17 protein-coding genes and 2 riboswitches are annotated in these 16,072 nt (G+C 67.8%); of the genes, 14 read left to right on the top strand and 3 right to left on the bottom strand.

Annotated elements, in window-relative coordinates; translation table 11 throughout:
- Positions 1-20: 20 nt before the first annotated feature.
- The 6 genes from CKW06_RS20845 to CKW06_RS20820 all read left to right on the top strand — a co-directional run bounded on the left by CKW06_RS20845 (position 21) and on the right by CKW06_RS20820 (position 4,754).
- On the top strand, positions 21-1,319 hold the full coding sequence (locus tag CKW06_RS20845) for a sensor histidine kinase (protein ID WP_024957883.1): 1,299 nt from the start codon (positions 21-23) through the stop codon (positions 1,317-1,319).
- 72 nt (positions 1,320-1,391) lie between these two features.
- Positions 1,392-1,892: a MarR family winged helix-turn-helix transcriptional regulator gene (locus tag CKW06_RS20840; RefSeq protein WP_005414623.1), complete on the top strand. Its 501-nt coding sequence runs from the start codon at positions 1,392-1,394 to the stop codon at positions 1,890-1,892.
- The gene (locus CKW06_RS20835) at positions 1,889-2,629 is read left to right on the top strand and encodes a DNA alkylation repair protein (protein WP_024957884.1); all 741 of its coding nucleotides are present in this window, start codon (positions 1,889-1,891) and stop codon (positions 2,627-2,629) included. Before CKW06_RS20840 ends, CKW06_RS20835 begins: the two co-directional genes overlap by 4 nt.
- A 47-nt stretch (positions 2,630-2,676) precedes the next feature.
- Positions 2,677-3,015, top strand: a complete 339-nt coding sequence (locus tag CKW06_RS20830; protein ID WP_005411218.1) for a DUF6616 family protein — start codon at positions 2,677-2,679, stop codon at positions 3,013-3,015.
- A 112-nt stretch (positions 3,016-3,127) separates the two neighbouring features.
- The gene (locus CKW06_RS20825; protein ID WP_005411217.1) at positions 3,128-3,385 is read left to right on the top strand and encodes a hypothetical protein; all 258 of its coding nucleotides are present in this window, start codon (positions 3,128-3,130) and stop codon (positions 3,383-3,385) included.
- Positions 3,386-3,680: 295 nt separating this feature from the next.
- On the top strand, positions 3,681-4,754 hold the full coding sequence (locus CKW06_RS20820) for a 3-deoxy-7-phosphoheptulonate synthase (protein ID WP_024957885.1): 1,074 nt from the start codon (positions 3,681-3,683) through the stop codon (positions 4,752-4,754).
- A gap of 168 nt (positions 4,755-4,922) precedes the next feature.
- Here the strand turns inward: CKW06_RS20820 and CKW06_RS20810 are convergent, their stop codons facing one another.
- Positions 4,923-5,540 (bottom strand): trimeric intracellular cation channel family protein, encoded by a 618-nt coding sequence (locus CKW06_RS20810; RefSeq protein WP_005411215.1) that lies wholly within the window; start codon positions 5,538-5,540, stop codon positions 4,923-4,925.
- Positions 5,541-5,622: 82 nt separating this feature from the next.
- Positions 5,623-5,728, bottom strand: a riboswitch (glycine riboswitch).
- Positions 5,729-5,741: 13 nt separating this feature from the next.
- Positions 5,742-5,831, bottom strand: a riboswitch (glycine riboswitch).
- A gap of 40 nt (positions 5,832-5,871) precedes the next feature.
- On the opposite strand from CKW06_RS20810, the gene CKW06_RS20805 reads away from it, so the two are divergent.
- The 3 genes from CKW06_RS20805 to CKW06_RS20795 all read left to right on the top strand — a co-directional run bounded on the left by CKW06_RS20805 (position 5,872) and on the right by CKW06_RS20795 (position 7,111).
- Positions 5,872-6,147 (top strand): GIY-YIG nuclease family protein, encoded by a 276-nt coding sequence (locus CKW06_RS20805; protein WP_024957887.1) that lies wholly within the window; start codon positions 5,872-5,874, stop codon positions 6,145-6,147.
- A gap of 71 nt (positions 6,148-6,218) precedes the next feature.
- Positions 6,219-6,650 (top strand): nuclear transport factor 2 family protein, encoded by a 432-nt coding sequence (locus CKW06_RS20800; protein WP_024957888.1) that lies wholly within the window; start codon positions 6,219-6,221, stop codon positions 6,648-6,650.
- Positions 6,647-7,111 (top strand): hypothetical protein, encoded by a 465-nt coding sequence (locus tag CKW06_RS20795; protein WP_024957889.1) that lies wholly within the window; start codon positions 6,647-6,649, stop codon positions 7,109-7,111. The genes CKW06_RS20800 and CKW06_RS20795 overlap by 4 nt, the downstream gene beginning before the upstream one ends.
- A gap of 91 nt (positions 7,112-7,202) precedes the next feature.
- On the opposite strand, the gene CKW06_RS20790 is transcribed toward CKW06_RS20795, so the two are convergent.
- Positions 7,203-8,483, bottom strand: coding sequence for an NAD(P)/FAD-dependent oxidoreductase (locus CKW06_RS20790; protein ID WP_024957890.1), 1,281 nt, complete (start codon positions 8,481-8,483; stop codon positions 7,203-7,205).
- A 123-nt stretch (positions 8,484-8,606) separates the two neighbouring features.
- On the opposite strand from CKW06_RS20790, the gene CKW06_RS20785 reads away from it, so the two are divergent.
- On the top strand, positions 8,607-9,386 hold the full coding sequence (locus CKW06_RS20785; protein ID WP_005411210.1) for an NYN domain-containing protein: 780 nt from the start codon (positions 8,607-8,609) through the stop codon (positions 9,384-9,386).
- Positions 9,387-9,529: 143 nt separating this feature from the next.
- Positions 9,530-10,150 carry a glutathione S-transferase family protein gene (locus CKW06_RS20780; RefSeq protein WP_024957891.1) on the top strand — a complete coding sequence of 207 codons (621 nt, stop codon included), beginning with the start codon at positions 9,530-9,532 and terminating at the stop codon, positions 10,148-10,150.
- 96 nt (positions 10,151-10,246) lie between these two features.
- On the opposite strand, the gene CKW06_RS20775 is transcribed toward CKW06_RS20780, so the two are convergent.
- On the bottom strand, positions 10,247-12,424 hold the full coding sequence (locus CKW06_RS20775) for a primosomal protein N' (protein ID WP_024957892.1): 2,178 nt from the start codon (positions 12,422-12,424) through the stop codon (positions 10,247-10,249).
- A gap of 413 nt (positions 12,425-12,837) precedes the next feature.
- Here CKW06_RS20775 and CKW06_RS20770 point away from each other — a divergent pair, with 413 nt between their 5' ends.
- From CKW06_RS20770 to CKW06_RS20760, 3 genes are all read left to right on the top strand, one after another.
- A complete protein-coding gene (locus CKW06_RS20770; RefSeq protein WP_024957893.1) occupies positions 12,838-13,842 on the top strand; it encodes a hypothetical protein in 1,005 nt (334 codons plus the stop codon).
- Positions 13,835-14,419, top strand: coding sequence for a DUF3106 domain-containing protein (locus tag CKW06_RS20765; protein WP_024957894.1), 585 nt, complete (start codon positions 13,835-13,837; stop codon positions 14,417-14,419). The genes CKW06_RS20770 and CKW06_RS20765 overlap by 8 nt, the downstream gene beginning before the upstream one ends.
- A gap of 235 nt (positions 14,420-14,654) precedes the next feature.
- On the top strand, positions 14,655-16,019 hold the full coding sequence (locus CKW06_RS20760) for an MATE family efflux transporter (RefSeq protein WP_005411205.1): 1,365 nt from the start codon (positions 14,655-14,657) through the stop codon (positions 16,017-16,019).
- The last annotated feature ends 53 nt before the right edge of the window (positions 16,020-16,072 follow it).

Below are 16,072 nucleotides of genomic sequence, written 5' to 3'. Positions count from 1 at the left end.
CGACCGCGCGTTGGATCACGATGCTGGCCCTGGCCAGCCTGCTGCTGGCGACACTGGTCAGCGTGGCCGTGGTTGGCTGGATGCCTCGGCCCGCGCCGCCACCGATGCGGTTGGACCAGGCCGTGCAGGTGCTGCGGGGGGAGCAGGCCGCGGCACCACTGGGCCTGCATCTGGCGACGCAGGATGCGCCACCAAAGGGCAGTGCCAGTGACTGGCTCACCCAGTTGGCGGCGCTGCAGATGGGTTTGCCGGCGAAGGAGGTGCGCCTGGTCTGGAGCGGACAGGGCAAGGCGCCTGATGTGCAGGTCATCGAAGGCGGCGAGGTGCTCGACGGCACGGCGCGGGTCGGTGTACTGAAGGCGCAGGCCGCGCTGCTGACCGCGATGCAATGGCCGCCGTTTGAACTGGGCGTGCGCAAGGCCGATGGCCGCTGGCGGGTGGTCGGCAGCGATCACAGTGATCTGGCAGCTTGGCGGCGACAGGTGATACTGGCGCTGCTGGGCGGTGCCGTGTTGCTGGCGCCGCTGGCGGCGTGGGCATCGATCCGGCTGGGGCGTCCACTACGACGCTTGGCCGATGCCAGTGCACGCGTGGACCTGCAAGCCGACACGCCCCTGCCGGATGATGGCCCGCGCGAGGTACAGATGCTGGCCGCCGCGATCGGCACCGGTCGAGAGCGCCTGCGTGCGCAGGCCCAGGACATGACCCATATGCTGGCTGCAGTGGCGCACGACCTGCGCACACCATTGACCGGCCTGCGACTGCGCGCCGAGTTCGCGCCCACACCACAGGCGGCCCGGATGGTGGCGGACATCGAGCGCATGGACACGATGATCGAGCAGGTGCTCGATTACGCACGCGGCGAATTGCAGCCGTTGCAGATGCGCCCGCTGGATCTGGCCGCGCTGCTGGAGGAGTGCGTGCAGGCAGCGTTGCTGCGCGGTGTCGAGATCTCCATCCAGGGGCCGGACAGTCTGCCCTGGCACGGCGACGCGCTGCTGCTTCGGCGCGCGTTCGACAACCTTATCGACAATGCCGATCGCTATGCCGGGGCGATGGAACTGCGGCTTGCCGTGGTTGAGCGAGGGGTCCAGCTGGAGGTGATGGATCGGGGCCCAGGTATCGCCGAGGGCGACCGAGTACGCCTGCTGCAACCGTTCCAGCGCAGCGAGCGTTCTCGTAGTCGCACCACCGGTGGAGCGGGACTTGGGCTGGCAGTGGCCGCCAATGTTGCGAGGCGGCACGCGGGCGAACTGCAGCTGCTGCACCGGGAGGGCGGCGGGCTGATTGCGTGCCTGCTGCTGGGAAAGTTCACCTGATATCGGCTGTGGTTTACAGGCAGCGGCTGTTTAGCTGTATGATTAGGCGCCTAACCATATCACGTGCGTGAGATGATCGAAGCCAAGCACCATGCCCTGATCGAGGAAGCGCAGCGACGCGGTCACGCCAACATCGCGCCGCTGCGCCTGTGTTTCCAGCTGCTCTCGCTGTCCTCGTCGATCGATCGCGACTGCGCCGCGCGGCTGGCACCGCATGGGCTCAGCGAGGGTCGCTTCATCGTGCTGTTCCTGTTGCACGGGGCCGGTGGCGCACTGCCGCCGCATGTGCTGGCCGAGCGCGCCGGCGTGACCCGCGCCACCATCAGCGGCCTGCTCGATGGCCTGCAGCGCGAAGGCCTGCTGCAGCGTCGCAACGATGACGGGGATGGCCGCCGCCTGCAGATCGTGCTGACCGCACCGGGAAAGCGTTTGGCCGAATCGCTGTTCGAGCAGCACACGCAATGGATCGGTGGGCTGTTCAACGGCCTGGATGCTGATGAACAGCAGCAGCTGTCACAGCTGCTGCACAAGGTCTGGCAGCACACGGACGCCGGGCGGGAATCCGCAGCATGAGCACGGCCATTCCCGGGGAACGCCGGCAAGCACTCAACACCGGCCGCGTCCCCGCCACCCATCTGGCCGAATGCCTGGCAGTGGATTTTGCCGCGCTGCTGCAGGTGGTGGCGCCTGCGCTTGCACCGGAGGCGCTGCAACGCATGCGGGACGCCTCAGGCAAGGGCATCACGCTGCGCATGGCCCTGGCTGCGCAACTGCTGCGTGAGGCGGGGCAGGGGGCGCCTGCGCTCTGGCGGCATCACAGCTCCGATACCGTGCGCGGCTGGGCCTGCTACCTGATCGGCAGCGATGCCCGCGCAACGCTGGCAGAGAAGCTGCAGCAGATGCGCACACTGGCCGATGACCCCCACTTCGGTGTGCGCGAATGGGCATGGCTGGCACTACGCACGGACATCGTTGCCGCGCCGATGCAGGCGCTTGATTGCCTGCAACCGTGGTCACAGGAAACATCGCCCTACCTGCGCCGCTTCGCCTGCGAAGCACTGCGTCCGCGCGGTGTCTGGGCCACGCATATCGCACTGTTCAAGCAGCACCCGGAACATGCATCCGCGCTGCTGGAAGCACTGGCCGACGATCCGGAACGCTATGTGCAGGATTCGGTCGGAAACTGGCTCAACGATGCCGGCAAGACCCAGCCGCAGTGGCTGCGCCAGCTGTGTACGCGTTGGCAGCATGAGCGCCACAGCGACGCCAACGCCTACATCCGCAAACGCGCGCTGCGCTCGCTCCGGTAGTGCCGGCCGCTGGCCGGCAACCCCCGAACCCTCAAGGAAGAACCACCATGTCGCACACTTTCATCGAGCTCTACACCGCCACCCCTGCCTGGACCACACTTCCGCCCGAGCAGCGGAACGCCTTCTTCGCCCGTATCGGCGCCGGCATGCAGCAGTTCGATCCGGTCCGCATCACGCCGCTGGCGATGGGCCGCATTGCCTCGGGCGTACCGCACGGCAGCGATGAGCAGTTCTATGCGGTCTGGCGCTGCGCAAGCCGCGAGGAGGTCGATGCGTTGATGGCCGGCATTGCCGCTACCGGCTGGCATGAGTACTTCACCACCACCCAGGCGGTAGGCGCGATGGACAGCATGGCCCAGCACCTTGCCGACCTGGCCGCCTTGTAGCGGCGCGGCAGACGCCGGCAGATCCCGGTGCTGGGCATGGGTGGCACATGCGCCTGTCACGCAGACGCGGTAAACAGGACATTGCCCATGTCCATCCGCAGGAAGGTCGATCATGCAGAGCACGCTCCAGGTCACGCTGTTCGGCCCTCTTGGCGACAGCCCGGCGTTGCAGTTGCCGGGGCTGGAGGGGCCGTCGGTGGCCATCCAGGAATCGGCCCTGCGGCGCTTGGTTTCCGATCTTTACACCGCGCGTTCCCTGCTCAACCCCGAGCAGCTGGACGAGGCCCGGCAGGAACTGGATCGCGTGCTGGAACGCTGGGCCGACATCCATGAGGGCCTGCTGCTGGACGTGGAAGTGCATGGCAAATGAGCGACGTTGCGTGGTTGCCGCCGCGTGGGCAGGGCCGGCGCGCATCTCGCTGAACCGCGTCCCCAGTTGCGGATGAAACATTTTGCACTGCGCAAAAGCTGTGCTATCAATACAACCCATGAACGCAGCCGCCACCCGCTTTTACTGGTATTACTTTCCGAAGCCACTGGCGGAGGAAGGACTGCGCTCACCCTGAAGAAAGCTTCAGACGCATTCCCGAAAGCCGCCAGCGAACCTGGCGGCTTTTTTCATGCTGCCACGCTGGGGACCCCCAACGTTCCGGAGACCTCCCCCAATGCCCCCGCACACCGACGACCTGCGTATCCGCACCATCGAACCGCTGACACCGCCTGCCCAGCTGCTGGCGATGCTGCCGTGTGACGATGAAGCCTCCGACACCGTCAGCGCCTCGCGCGCGGTCCTGCACCAGATCCTGCATGGCCGTGACGACCGCCTGGCAGTGGTGGTTGGCCCATGCTCGATCCACGACCCGAAGGCCGCCATCGAGTACGCCCAGCGCCTGAAGCCGCTGCGTGACGCGCTGGCCGGGGAACTTGAAATCGTGATGCGCGTGTACTTCGAGAAGCCGCGCACCACGGTGGGCTGGAAGGGCCTGATCAACGATCCGGACCTGGACGGCAGCTTCAGGATCGACAAGGGCCTGCGCATCGCCCGTGGCCTGCTGCGCGACATCAACAAGCTCGGCCTGCCGGCCGGCGTCGAGTTCCTCGACGTGATCTCGCCGCAATACATCGCCGATCTGGTGGCCTGGGGCGCCATTGGTGCGCGCACCACCGAAAGCCAGGTGCACCGCGAACTGGCCTCGGGGCTGTCGTGCCCGGTCGGCTTCAAGAACGGCACCGATGGCAACGTGAAGATCGCCGCCGACGCGGTGGGTGCGGCCTCCAATCCGCATCACTTCCTGTCGGTCACCAAGCAGGGCGGCACCGCCATCGTGTCGACCACTGGCAACCCGGATTGCCATGTGATCCTGCGCGGCGGCAAGCAGCCGAACTACGATGCAGGCAGTGTCGCCGAGGCCTGCCAGGCGCTGGCCAAGGCCAAGCTGCCGACTCGTCTGATGATCGACGCCAGCCATGCCAACAGCCTGAAGAATCCGGACAACCAGCCGAAGGTGATCGAGGATATCGCCGTTCAGTTGGAAGACGGTGAACAGCGCATCGTCGGTGTGATGATCGAGAGCCATCTGGTCGGTGGTCGCCAGGAACTGGTGGAAGGCCAACCGCTGGTCTACGGGCAGAGCATCACCGATGGCTGCATCGACTGGGACACCACCGTGACGGTGCTGGAGCGACTGGCCGCGGCCGTGCGCGCCCGTCGCGACGTGAAGGTGTCCGAAGCCGCTTGAGTGCGGCACGTGTGTGGATGGCGGCCAGCGCCTGCGGGGGTGCGGCCGCGATCAGGGCCGGTCGGAGTTGGAGACCGGCCCATCTGCACCGGCGATGCGCCTGGCGCTGCGCATGAGCGACAGCGCCAGGTACATCGCCGGGGTGGTGCGGATTCCGCCGCGCGAACCTCAATGCACTTCGTCGTGGTACACGAACTTCGGCATTTCCCAGCGGTAGTGGATCGCCAGCAGGCGCAGCGCGAAGCCGCCGCCGAGGCAGCACAGGATCGCGGTGGCGTCGGCCACGCCCCAGTGCAGCAGCAACAGGTAGGCCGCGCCGGTCAGCAGCGCGATGATCGCGTAGAGCTCCTTCTGGAAGATCAGCGGCACCTCGTTGCAGAGGATGTCGCGCAGCACGCCGCCGAACGCGCCGGTCAGCATGCCGGCGATCAGCACGATCGGCATCGCATGGCCGGCTTCGCGCGCAATCGAGCAGCCGATCAGGGTGAAGGCGATCAGGCCCAGGCCATCGAGCACCAGGAAGGTGCGGCGGAAGTGGTGCATCCAGCGCGCCACCCAGGTGGCGATCAGCGCCGCGCACACGGTGAAGCCCAGGTACTCGGGATGCTTCACCCAGCCCAGCGGGTAGTGGCCGAGCAGGATGTCGCGCAGTGAACCACCGCCGAGTGCGGTGACGCAGGCGATCATGACCACGCCGAACAGGTCCATGCGGCGGCGGCCGGCGGACAGCGCGCCGGTCATGGCTTCGGCGGAAATGGCGATCAGGTAGATGATGGACAGCAACATGGGGCAGGCTCCGGGCGCGGTGGGGCCGGCCATGCGCGGACGCCGCCATTGCCTGCGCAATGACGGAATGACGATGACCGGTGCCGCTCCCGCTGTCCTTTTGCCTGAGAGTTCAGCGGCATGGGCCGCGTGCCCCTTCGGCGGATCGTCCCGGGCATGCCCGGTGACCTCTCTCCAGCTCGGCGAGTCGAATGCATGGTTGGTGGGATTCCAGCCCACCGGCCTGAGCGATCATGGGAGCCTGCGCCTTCGGCGGGCGCCAGCGCGGCGCCTCTCTCCTGCATTCGGGCGCCAGTATATCCGCTGCAGTGCAGCACGGCATAATCCGGGCATGGCCCCGTCCCTCCGCCCGTGGTTCCTGTACCTGCTCGAATGTCGCGATGGCAGCTATTACGCCGGCATCAGCACCGACGTGGACGCGCGTTTCGCCGCCCATCAGGCCGGCAAGGGCGCGCGCTACACCCGGGCCCGGCCACCGCTGCGCGTGCTGGCCGTGCGCGAATACCCGGACCGGGCCGCCGCCTCGCGGGCCGAATGGCAGCTCAAGCAGCTGCCGCGCGAGCGCAAGCTGGCGTGGTTGCAGGCGGTGGATGCTGGGTCCCTGTAGATCCATGGCATACATGGATGCCTCTGTGCCGCCATGCGATGATCGCCCAGCCCTCAGCGCTGGAGACCCGGATGTCCACCGTCGCCCTGTTGTTCGCTCTCTCTGCGTCAACCAGTCCCGCTGCCGACCCGGCCACCCTCGCGGCCATCGAAGCCACCTGCCATGACTACGTCGACGGCCAGCTGGAGGCCGACCCGCAGCGCGTCGCCCGCACCCTGCACCCGGACCTGGCCAAGCGCGCGGTCCTCGGCGATACGCCCGACGAGCGGCTGGGCCTGCGCCGCATGTCGAAGCAAGAACTGGTCGCGCTGACGAAGCAGGGCGCGCTGAAAACCCCGAAGGATCAATGGGACCGCCGCTGCACGGTGCTGGACGTGACCGGCAATGCCGCCTCGGTGCGATTGGAAACGCCGTGGTTCGTCGATTACTTCCACATGGGGCGCTTCGACCAGCGCTGGGTCATCGTCAACGCGTTGTGGTACCCGAAACCGAAGGCGAAGTGAGCACGACGCGTGCCGCCGGTAAGGCATGGGTCTCCGTCGTCGTACTGGCCGCCGGCATCGCACTGCTGCCTGGCCTGCTGTACCTGCTCGGGCTTGCCCTGGTGGGCGGTTGGCCGAAGCCAGCAGACCGTGCGCCCAGTGGTGTGGCTGCGTGCAGCAGTGAACCGCGAACAGGATTTCAGCCGATGAATCCCTGGAGTTTCGCCGCGCAGTTCTTCGACGACGACGCGATGAAGAAGAAGGTGCCAGAGGTGGAACGGGAGGCGTTCTGGATTGCCCGCCGCCATCTTTGGCGGCAGCCACGGCACGACATGCTGCGCTGGCATCTGAGCAGCACGGCACTGACGATCTGGATTACCCGCAACTGGAGTGCCGCGCAGATTGCCGACACCGCAAGGAAGGAGGACTTCTGCCGCGCATGGTCGAAACGGCGGGCGCCCGGCGGCCCGATGAAGCGGTAGATCCACGCCATGCATGGATGATGTTGACGGAGTCAGAGCCCTTTCCTGCGGAGAGGGGACGGACCGCGCGGCAGCCGGCCAGCGGCCGGCACTACCGCCGGGGTCGCCGGTCTTCCTGGTCATCGCCGAAGATGATGCGTGCGCTGCGCTGGTAGCTCCAGTACGCCACGGCCCAGTTCAGCAGCACCACGATGCGGTTGCGGAAGCCGATCAGGAAGAACACGTGCGCGGCCAGCCAGAACCACCAGGCCAGCACGCCCGACAGCTGCAGCCGGCCCAGGTGCACGATCGCGGCCATGCGACCGATGGTGGCCAGGTTGCCGTAGTCGGCGTACTTGAACGGGCCGGGCTCGGGCTTGCCGTGCAGGCGTGCGCGGATCACCTCGGCCACGTATTTGCCCATCTGCTTGGCAGCGGGTGCCACGCCGGGTACCGGCTTGCCGTCGGCCTGGCTCAGTGCGGCCAGGTCACCGGCCACGAACAGCTCCGGGTGATCGGGCAGGGTCAGGTCCGGTTGCACCGGCACGCGGCCGGCGCGGTCCAGCGGCACGTCCAGCGTGCGCGCCAGCGGTGAAGCGGCCACGCCGGCGGCCCAGACCACGGTGCGGGCCGGCACGAACTGGTCACCGAGCGTGAAGCCCTGGCTGTCGATGTCGCTCACCGGGGTACCGGTCAGCACTTCCACGCCCAGCTTTTCCAGCTGGCGGCGTGCTTTCAGCGAAAGCACTTCCGGGAACGAGGACAGCACGCGCGGGCCGGCCTCGACCAGCCGCACCTTGGCGCTGGCCGGGTCGATGTGGCGGAATTCGTTGCGCAACGTATGCCGCGCGATCTCGGCCAGGGTGCCGGCCAGTTCAACACCAGTGGGACCGCCACCGACCACCGCGAAGCTCAGCCATGCGGCATTCTTCGTCGGGTCCGGTTCTGCTTCGGCACGCTCGAACGCCAGCAGCAGCTTGCGGCGCAGCGCGATCGCATCGTCCAGCGTCTTCAGGCCGGGCGCATCATCGGCCCACTGGTCGTTGCCGAAGTAGGCGTGGGTGGCGCCGGTGGCCAGCAGCAGGCTGTCGTAGTCCAGCGTGCTGCCATCGGCCATGCGGATCTGCCGGGCCTGTTTGTCGATGGCGACCACTTCGCCGAGGCGGACTTCCACGTTGCGCTGGTGGCCGAGGATATGGCGCAGTGGTGCAGCGATATCCGGCGCGGACAGGCCGGCGGTGGCCACCTGGTACAGCAGCGGCTGGAACAGATGATGGTTGCGGCGGTCGACCAGGGTGATGCGTATGCGCTCGCGGGCCAGGGCACGGGTGGCCCAGAGACCGGCAAAACCGCCGCCGACAACAACCAGGTGGGGAACGCGCTCGCGACTCATCGACTCACTCCAGTGGGGGCATTGGGGGAAGCGCCTGGCATCTTCGCACGGCGACTGCCTGTCACGTCAGCGCCCGCGTGGATCGGCGATACTCGGGTTCAGGCAACCGCCCGCGAGGAGTCCATGAGCGAACCGGAAAAGCGCATCGCCCTGTTGATCGACGCCGACAATGCGCCGGCCTCGAAGATCGACGAGGTGTTGGCCGAAGTGGCCCGCTATGGGGTGGCCAACGTGCGCCGCGCCTATGGCAACTGGAAGAGCCCGCGACTGAAGGGGTGGGAAGCGGTGCTGCATGAGTATGCGATCCGTCCCATCCAGCAGTTCGCCTACAGCAAGGGCAAGAATGCCTCGGACATGGCGATGGTGATCGATGCCATGGACCTGCTGTACGCGCGCAACCTGGATGGCTTTGCCATCGTCTCCAGCGATGCGGACTTCACCCCGATGGTGATGCGCCTGTTGACCGATGGCGTGAAGGTGTACGGTTTCGGCGAGAAGAAAACACCCGAGCCGTTCGTCAATGCGTGCTCGAAATTCACCTACCTGGAAGCACTGGGCCAGACCCACGCCAGCGTGCCGGATACCGAACAGGCATCCAGCGAACAGGCCTCGAACGAGCCGGTGGCCAACGACGATGCGCGCCCGCGCAAGAGCGGTGCGGAAATGCGCAGCGACACGCGGCTGGTGAAGATGCTGCGTCGCGCGGTGTCCGCGGCCGAGGGCGAGGATGGCTGGTCGCACCTCGGCCCGGTCGGCAGCCAGATCGGCAACCAGGCGTCGTTCGACCCGCGCAACTATGGCTACGGCAAGCTCAGCGATCTGCTGGCAGCGATCGGCCTGTTCGAACTGAAGAAGGATGGCAAGTCGTCCTACGTGCGCGCGCTGCCGAAAAAGAACCGGTAATGCCGACCGCTGGCCAGCGAGGAACCGGTAGTGCCGGCCGCTGGCCGGCAATCCCCGGATGCCAGATTCCGCATCCCGCATGCACACACCCCGCCCGATCAGGGGTATCGTTGCCGCTCGCATTGCCAGCAAGGATTACCCGCATGTTGAAGATCTGGGGCCGCCGCAATTCCAGCAACGTCCGCAAGGTGCTGTGGTGTGCCGAGGAAATCGGCCTGCCGTACGAGTCCATCGAGGTCGGTGGCAGCCACGGCGGCACGCAGACGCCGGAATACCAGGCGATGAATCCCAATGGCCTGGTACCGGTGATCGAAGACCACGGCCTGCCGCTGTGGGAATCGAACGCCATCGTGCGCTACCTGAGTGCGCGCTACGCGCTGGGCACGCTGTACGCCGAAGAGCCGATGGAACGCGCCCAGGCCGAGAAGTGGATGGACTGGAGCACCTCGCGCATGGCGCCGCTGTACACCGACCTGATCTGGGGCATCATGCGCACCGCCCCGGCCGACCGCGACGAAGCGCGGATCAATGCCGCCATCGTACGCGCCGGCGACTACCTGGCGATGGCCGATGCCACCCTGGCCAAGCAGCCGTGGCTGTCCGGCGAGACATTCGCGATGGGTGACATCCCGCTGGGCTCGCTGATCTATGCCTGGTTCGAACTGCCGATCCAGCGTCCGGAACTGCCGCACCTGGCCGACTGGTACGCCCGTCTTCGCGAGCGCCCCGCCTACCAGCGCGGCGTGATGTCGCCGCTGACGTAAGCGAAAGCGTCCGGGGTCAGAGCCCTTTTCTGCGAAAAGGGATCCGACCCCAGGGCATCGGGGTCGGATCCCACCCGACGGGTAGGCTCTGACCCCTCAATAAAGATCCGTCGGATCCACATCCAGCGACCAGCGCACCTTGCGTGCTTCCGGCAGCGCATACAGCTGCGGTACCAGTTGCGAAAGCACCCCGTGCAGCGGTGGCCGCTGCGCGGCAGACAGCAGCAGCTGGGCGCGCTGGTAACCGGCGCGCCGTGGCATCGGCGCCGGCATGGGTCCATAGGCTTCCACCACGTCCTGCTCGCCCAGCAGCTGTCGCGCTGCCAGCAGGAATGCATTGGCATGCTCCACCTGCTGCGCTTCGGCGCGCATCAGCGCCAGATGCGCGAACGGCGGGAATCCTGCGGCCTGGCGCTGGTTCAACTCGGCCTGCGCGAACGGGTGGTAGCCACCGCTGACCAGGGTCTCCAGCAGTGGGTGCCCCGGGTGATGCGTCTGCAGCCAGACTTCGCCCGGGTCGCGCGCGCGTCCGGCGCGACCGGCGACCTGGATCAGCTGCTGCGCCAGTTTCTCGCTGGCGCGGAAGTCGGCCGAGAACAGGCCCTCGTCGATGCCGACCACCACCACCAGGGTCAGCTTGGGCAGGTCGTGGCCCTTGGCCAGGATCTGCGTGCCGACCAGGATGCCGGGCTGGTCGCCCAGTTTCGCCAGCTGTTGTTCCAGTGCATCGCGTCGCGAGGTGGTGCTGCGGTCGATGCGCACCACCGGGAAGTCGGCGAAGGCGGCGGTGAGATGTTCTTCCAGGCGCTCGGTGCCGATGCCCTGCGGTTGCAGCGCCAGACTCCCGCACGCGGGGCATGCCAGCGGCGCCGGTTGCCGCGCGCCGCAGTGATGGCACTGCAGGCGACGACCGCCGCCATGCACGGTCATCGGTGCATCGCAGCGGTTGCATGGCGCGGTCCAGCCGCAGTCGTGGCACAGCAGTACCGGCGCATAGCCACGGCGGTTCTTGAACACCAGCACCTGCTGGCCGCGCTGCAGGTGCTCGCCGATGCCGGCCAGCACGTCGGCCGAGAGGCCGTCATGCAATGGTCGCTTGCGCACATCAAGGATGCGCACGCGCGGTGGCCGCGCATCACCGGCACGCTGCTTCAGGCGCAGGTGGGTGTAGCGCCCGGCATAGGCGTTGTGCAGCGTCTCCAGTGAAGGCGTAGCGCTGCCCAGCAGCACCGGAACGCCCAGCGCCTTGCCCCGGACCAGAGCGAAATCGCGTGCGTGGTAGCGGATGCCGTCCTGCTGCTTGTAGCTGCCGTCATGCTCCTCGTCGACGATCAGCAGGCCGGCCTGCGGCAGCGGCGTGAACACCGCCGAGCGGGTGCCGACGATCACCCGTGCCTCGCCGCGCGAAGCCGCCGCCCAGACCCGGGCGCGCTCGTTGTCGTTCAATCCCGAATGCAGTGCATGCACGGCGATGCCGAGGCGGCCGCGGAAGCGTGCCAGGGTCTGCGGGGTGAGGCCGATTTCCGGCACCAGCACCAGCGCCTGCTTGCCTTGGGCCAGGCAGTGGATGATGGCCTGCAGGTAGACCTCGGTCTTGCCGCTGCCGGTTACGCCATCCAGCAGGAACGGTTGGAAGCCCTCGACTGCGTTGATCGCCGCCACGGCCTCTGCCTGCTCCGTGTTGAGGGTGGGGCCAGGCAGTGGCTGCGCGTGCTGCGGAGCGACGCGCAGCGCCACGCGTTCGGCCAGCTCGCGCTTGGCCAGGCTGCGCGCGGCGGTGCGCCAGTCGTCCATGCGTTCGCCCAGCACGTCCTCATCGACGATGGCGTCGGCCAGCAGCTCGGCCAGCTGCCGGGGGCGGCTGCCGGCGCGCAGTTTTTCGCGCTGGGCGCGGCCTTCGGCGGTCAGCTGCCAGCCCCAGTGATGGGTGTCGGGCAGGGCGTCGCCATGGCGCAGCGGGCCCGGCAGGGCGGTGCTCAGCACCTCGCCCAGTGGCGCATGGGTGTAGCGCGCCAGCCACTGCAGGCTGTGCCACAGCTCGCCCTGGAGCAGCGGTTGCGGGTCGCACCAGGCCAAGGCCTGGCGCAGTTCCTGGCCGTCATCGGTCTGGCCGTGCCCCACCACCACGCCGACCAGCTCGCGGTTGCCGAACGGTACCTTCAGGCGGCAGCCGACCGCGACCGTGGGGCCATCGCTCTCTGGTGACAGGTAGTCGAACAGGCGCGGCAGCGGGACGGGCAGGGCGACCTGCAGGGTCGGAATGGGTGAAAGCATCGGGCCAGTGTAACGGGCCATGCGCGCGCGGATGGCAGGAGCCAGAGACTGCCGGAGGGCCTCCGTCGAATCATAAATGTCACCTAAATATCGGTGTCCATTGGAGATTCAGTCTTATCCACATGTTCTGTGGATAACGTTGTGCGTTACCGGTCGACGGGAACGCAGGAGGCCGATGGCGACGAGCTCACGCTTGGGTTGGTCAAAAAATCGCCACACTTTAAAGTCATTCAAAATCAACAACTTGAGTGTGAAACATTGCTGAAACAGAGTGAATTCAGCTGGATGCCGCAGTTTTCCCCGAGGCGGGCGTGGTGCTGTGCACAACCTGCAGCACGAAGTGCCTGCGCGCGCAAGTCCTACGGGTGCCGATGGGCTGCCGCTATCATGCCGGCAGACCTTTGGAGTGACCGATGACGGCTGTGCCCGCCCCTGTTTCCTCGACCGCGGCCGGCGCGCTGCCGGCGTTCCTGCGCGGCGTCGAGCGCCGCGCCCTGGTGGTGGCTGAGCTGCAGTGCGGCGATGCCGCGCGAGCCGAGCAGACCCTGGTGGCGGTGATGCGCGCCTTCGCCGCGGTCGCCAGCGACCTGCCGATGGCGCAGTGGCCGACCCGCTTCTGGACCCTGCTGGGCCAGCGCCAGGCGCTGCGCGAGCCGGTGGGCGGCCAGTGGCTGCCGCCGTTGGCCGCGCTGGGCGAGATGGGACCGCTGCCGCGCTTGGCATTCCTGCTGCGGGTGGGCGGCAGTCTGGACGAGGGTATCGCCATGCGCGTGCTCGACCAGGACGAAGCGGGCTACCAGCACCTGCTGGCTGATGCCTGCCCCCGTGATGCGCACGGCCAGCCCGATGCGTCGGCATGGCGCCAGCTGGCCGAACAGGTGCAGCTGCGCATCCGCGACCTGCCGGCCAAGCGCCTGCAGCAGCTGCAACAGCCGGCTGCGTCGGCCGCCAGCAATGAAGCTCCCGCGACCAGCTGGCGCGCACCGCAGCGCGATGATCGTGCGGCCGCCCAGGGCAAGCGGCGGCGTCCCAATGCCAGGCCGCGCTGGCGCGGCCCGGTGATCCTGCTGGTGACGGTGGCGGTGCTGTTGGCCGCGGCACTGGGCTGGCGCTACTGGCAAGGACATTCATCCGGTAGCGACGCTCCACTGCCGGAAGGGGTAGTGGGCGAAGCTGGCCCGGTCACGGTGGAAGCGCTTCCGCCGAGCAAGGTCAATGCCACGCCGGATGCGACCCCGGCCCAAGCCTCCGACGACGCCATGATGCTGGCCGACCGCGACTATCCGCTGGTGGCCGATGCCGATCTGTATGCCTGGACCGCCGCCGGCGGCCCGTTGCCGGTGGACGAATCGCAATCCAGGCCGAGCCGGCCCGAGCCGGCCAGCGCCACGCTGGAAACCGCTGCCGCCGATGAATAAGACCCTGTTCGCCAGCCTGCTGCTGGCCCTGCCGTTGGCGCTGTCCGCCGCGCCGCAGACCTTGAGCGTGCCGCTGCCGCCGCCAGTGCCGGGCAGTTCACCGGCGGCTCCCGCTCCGGCCACCACAAACACGACGCCCGCTGCGTTCACCCAGCTCGACGCCCAGCAGCAGCGTCAGCGCCGTGCCGACTACGCGGCCTGGCGCGCCCTGCCGGAGAGCGAGCGGGAGCGCATCCGGCAGGCTGCGGCGCGGTTCAATGCGCTGCCGGCGGACCAGCAGCAGCGCCTGCGCGAGCAGTTCCTGGCGCAGGACCAGGCCTTCCGCGAGGGCTGGCGGCTGGGCCCGCAGCTGGGACTGGAGTTCCCCAAGCTGCACGGCCTGTTCGGCTTCGTGCCACCGGAACAGCGCGAGGCCGCGCTGGCCGTGCTGCGCCAGCTCAGCCCGGCGCAGCTGGCCCAACTGACCCTGGTCGCGCAGCGCACGCCACCGCAGGAGCGTGACACGGTGCGAGGCGCGTTCCTCGCCGTGCCGGCCGCCGAGCGCGATGCCTGGCTCAAGCGCCAGGCCGGCCAGTAAACAAAGGGGACGGAGGGGATTAAGTCGTGTTCGGCACAGTCGGGCTTGAAACGACTTAATCCCCTCCGTCCCCTTTTCTGTTCGTAACGCGATCGCAACGCGTGATGCCGAGGCCTGCCGGAACCCAGCATTCACGCCATGTCATGGGAATGCGCGCGCTGCGCGCGTAAGATGACCGGCCGCAACCCGGTGCCTGTGCCCTTCGCGCGCAACCGTAGTTCGCGTCAAGCACCTTATGTCTACTGCAACCTCCACGCCGCGCTTCAGCAAGGAAGTCGGCGCCACCGGTCTGCTCGCCCTGCCGCTTGTGCTCGGGCATGTGTCCACCGGTCTGATCTCCTTCGTCGACAACGTCATTGCCGGCCACCACGCCACCGCGACCCTGGCCGCGGTGACCATCGGCACGGCGCTGTTGTGGCTGCCGATGCTGATCCCGATCGGCACCCTGATCTCGCTCACCGCCTCGGTATCGCAGCTGCACGGCGCCGGCCGCGAGCGCGAAATCGGCCCGCTGTTCCGCCAGGCGTTGTGGTTGGCGCTGGGCCTGGGCCTGATCATGTTCACCTTCCTCACGGTGGTGCCGCCGCTGCTGCCAGCGTTCGGGATCGCGCCGGACATCGTGCCGGGGGCGACCGCGTTCCTGCACGCGGTGCGCTGGGGCGGGCCCGCACTGACCCTGTACTTCTGCATGCGTTACCTGAGCGAAGGCATGCACTGGACGTTGCCGACCATGCTGCTCGGCTTCGGCGGCCTGCTGGTGCTGGCGCCGATGGGCTACGTGCTGGCCAACGGCAAGCTCGGTTTCCCGGAACTGGGTGCGGAAGGCCTGGGCATCGCTTCGGCGGTGATGATGTGGCTGCAGGCCACGGCGTTTGCCCTCTACCTGTGGCGCACCAAGCGCTTCGCCCACCTGCAGCTGTTCTCGCACTTCGAAGGACCGCGCTGGAAGGCGATCTGGGACCTGCTGCGCACCGGCCTGCCGATCGGCATTACCGTGCTGATGGAAGGCGGCCTGTTCATCGTCACCGCGCTGCTGATCGGCCGCCTGGGTGCGAATGAAGCGGCCGCGCACCAGATCGCGATCAACGTGGCGCAGCTGTGCTTCATGATCCCGATGGGCGTGGCCGAGGCCACCACCGTGCGCGTCGGCCATGCGGTTGGCCGTGGCGATGGCTTCGGCGTACGGCGTGCGGCCTGGGCCGGCTACGCGATCATCATGGGCACGCAGACGCTGTCGGCGGCGGTGCTGCTGTTCGGCCACGATGCCATCGTCGGTGTCTACACCAACGACCTGGCGGTGGCCGGCCTGGCCTCGACGCTGCTGCTGTACGCGGCCACCTTCCAGTTCCCGGATGGCATCCAGGTACTGTCGGCCGGCGCGCTGCGCGGCCTGAAAGACACCCGCGTGCCGATGTTCATCGCCATGTTCGCGTACTGGGGCCTGGGCATGCCGCTCGGCGCCGGGCTCGGCCTGGGCCTGGGCATGGGCCCGCAGGGCATGTGGATCGGCCTGATCGTTGGCCTGACCGCCGCTGCCATCCTGATGGGCTGGCGCCTGCGCCGCAGCAGCCTGCGCATCGGCCAGTCGATGTTGTCCTGACCTTTGCGCCCGCCATGCCGACCCATGGCGGGCGATCCCCTGACTTGTGTCCG

Source organism: Stenotrophomonas maltophilia, from assembly GCF_900186865.1.
Classification (GTDB): Bacteria; Pseudomonadota; Gammaproteobacteria; order Xanthomonadales; family Xanthomonadaceae; genus Stenotrophomonas; species Stenotrophomonas maltophilia.
The sequence above is the reverse complement of the archived record's forward strand: the minus strand, read 5'-3'. Positions and strand labels throughout refer to the sequence as shown.

Excerpts from the sequence above, each read along its gene's own strand:
- CKW06_RS20770 (WP_024957893.1), top strand. The coding sequence starts at position 12,838 with ATGACGGCTGTGCCCGCCCCTGTTTCCTCGACCGCGGCCGGCGCGCTG.
- CKW06_RS20775 (WP_024957892.1), bottom strand. The coding sequence starts at position 12,424 with ATGCTTTCACCCATTCCGACCCTGCAGGTCGCCCTGCCCGTCCCGCTG.
- CKW06_RS20765 (WP_024957894.1), top strand. The coding sequence starts at position 13,835 with ATGAATAAGACCCTGTTCGCCAGCCTGCTGCTGGCCCTGCCGTTGGCG.
- CKW06_RS20800 (WP_024957888.1), top strand. The coding sequence starts at position 6,219 with ATGTCCACCGTCGCCCTGTTGTTCGCTCTCTCTGCGTCAACCAGTCCC.
- CKW06_RS20760 (WP_005411205.1), top strand. The coding sequence starts at position 14,655 with ATGTCTACTGCAACCTCCACGCCGCGCTTCAGCAAGGAAGTCGGCGCC.
- CKW06_RS20785 (WP_005411210.1), top strand. The coding sequence starts at position 8,607 with ATGAGCGAACCGGAAAAGCGCATCGCCCTGTTGATCGACGCCGACAAT.
- CKW06_RS20835 (WP_024957884.1), top strand. The coding sequence starts at position 1,889 with ATGAGCACGGCCATTCCCGGGGAACGCCGGCAAGCACTCAACACCGGC.
- CKW06_RS20810 (WP_005411215.1), bottom strand. The coding sequence starts at position 5,540 with ATGTTGCTGTCCATCATCTACCTGATCGCCATTTCCGCCGAAGCCATG.
- CKW06_RS20840 (WP_005414623.1), top strand. The coding sequence starts at position 1,392 with ATGATCGAAGCCAAGCACCATGCCCTGATCGAGGAAGCGCAGCGACGC.
- CKW06_RS20845 (WP_024957883.1), top strand. The coding sequence starts at position 21 with ATGCTGGCCCTGGCCAGCCTGCTGCTGGCGACACTGGTCAGCGTGGCC.
- CKW06_RS20825 (WP_005411217.1), top strand. The coding sequence starts at position 3,128 with ATGCAGAGCACGCTCCAGGTCACGCTGTTCGGCCCTCTTGGCGACAGC.
- CKW06_RS20830 (WP_005411218.1), top strand. The coding sequence starts at position 2,677 with ATGTCGCACACTTTCATCGAGCTCTACACCGCCACCCCTGCCTGGACC.
- CKW06_RS20780 (WP_024957891.1), top strand. The coding sequence starts at position 9,530 with ATGTTGAAGATCTGGGGCCGCCGCAATTCCAGCAACGTCCGCAAGGTG.
- CKW06_RS20805 (WP_024957887.1), top strand. The coding sequence starts at position 5,872 with ATGGCCCCGTCCCTCCGCCCGTGGTTCCTGTACCTGCTCGAATGTCGC.
- CKW06_RS20790 (WP_024957890.1), bottom strand. The coding sequence starts at position 8,483 with ATGAGTCGCGAGCGCGTTCCCCACCTGGTTGTTGTCGGCGGCGGTTTT.
- CKW06_RS20820 (WP_024957885.1), top strand. The coding sequence starts at position 3,681 with ATGCCCCCGCACACCGACGACCTGCGTATCCGCACCATCGAACCGCTG.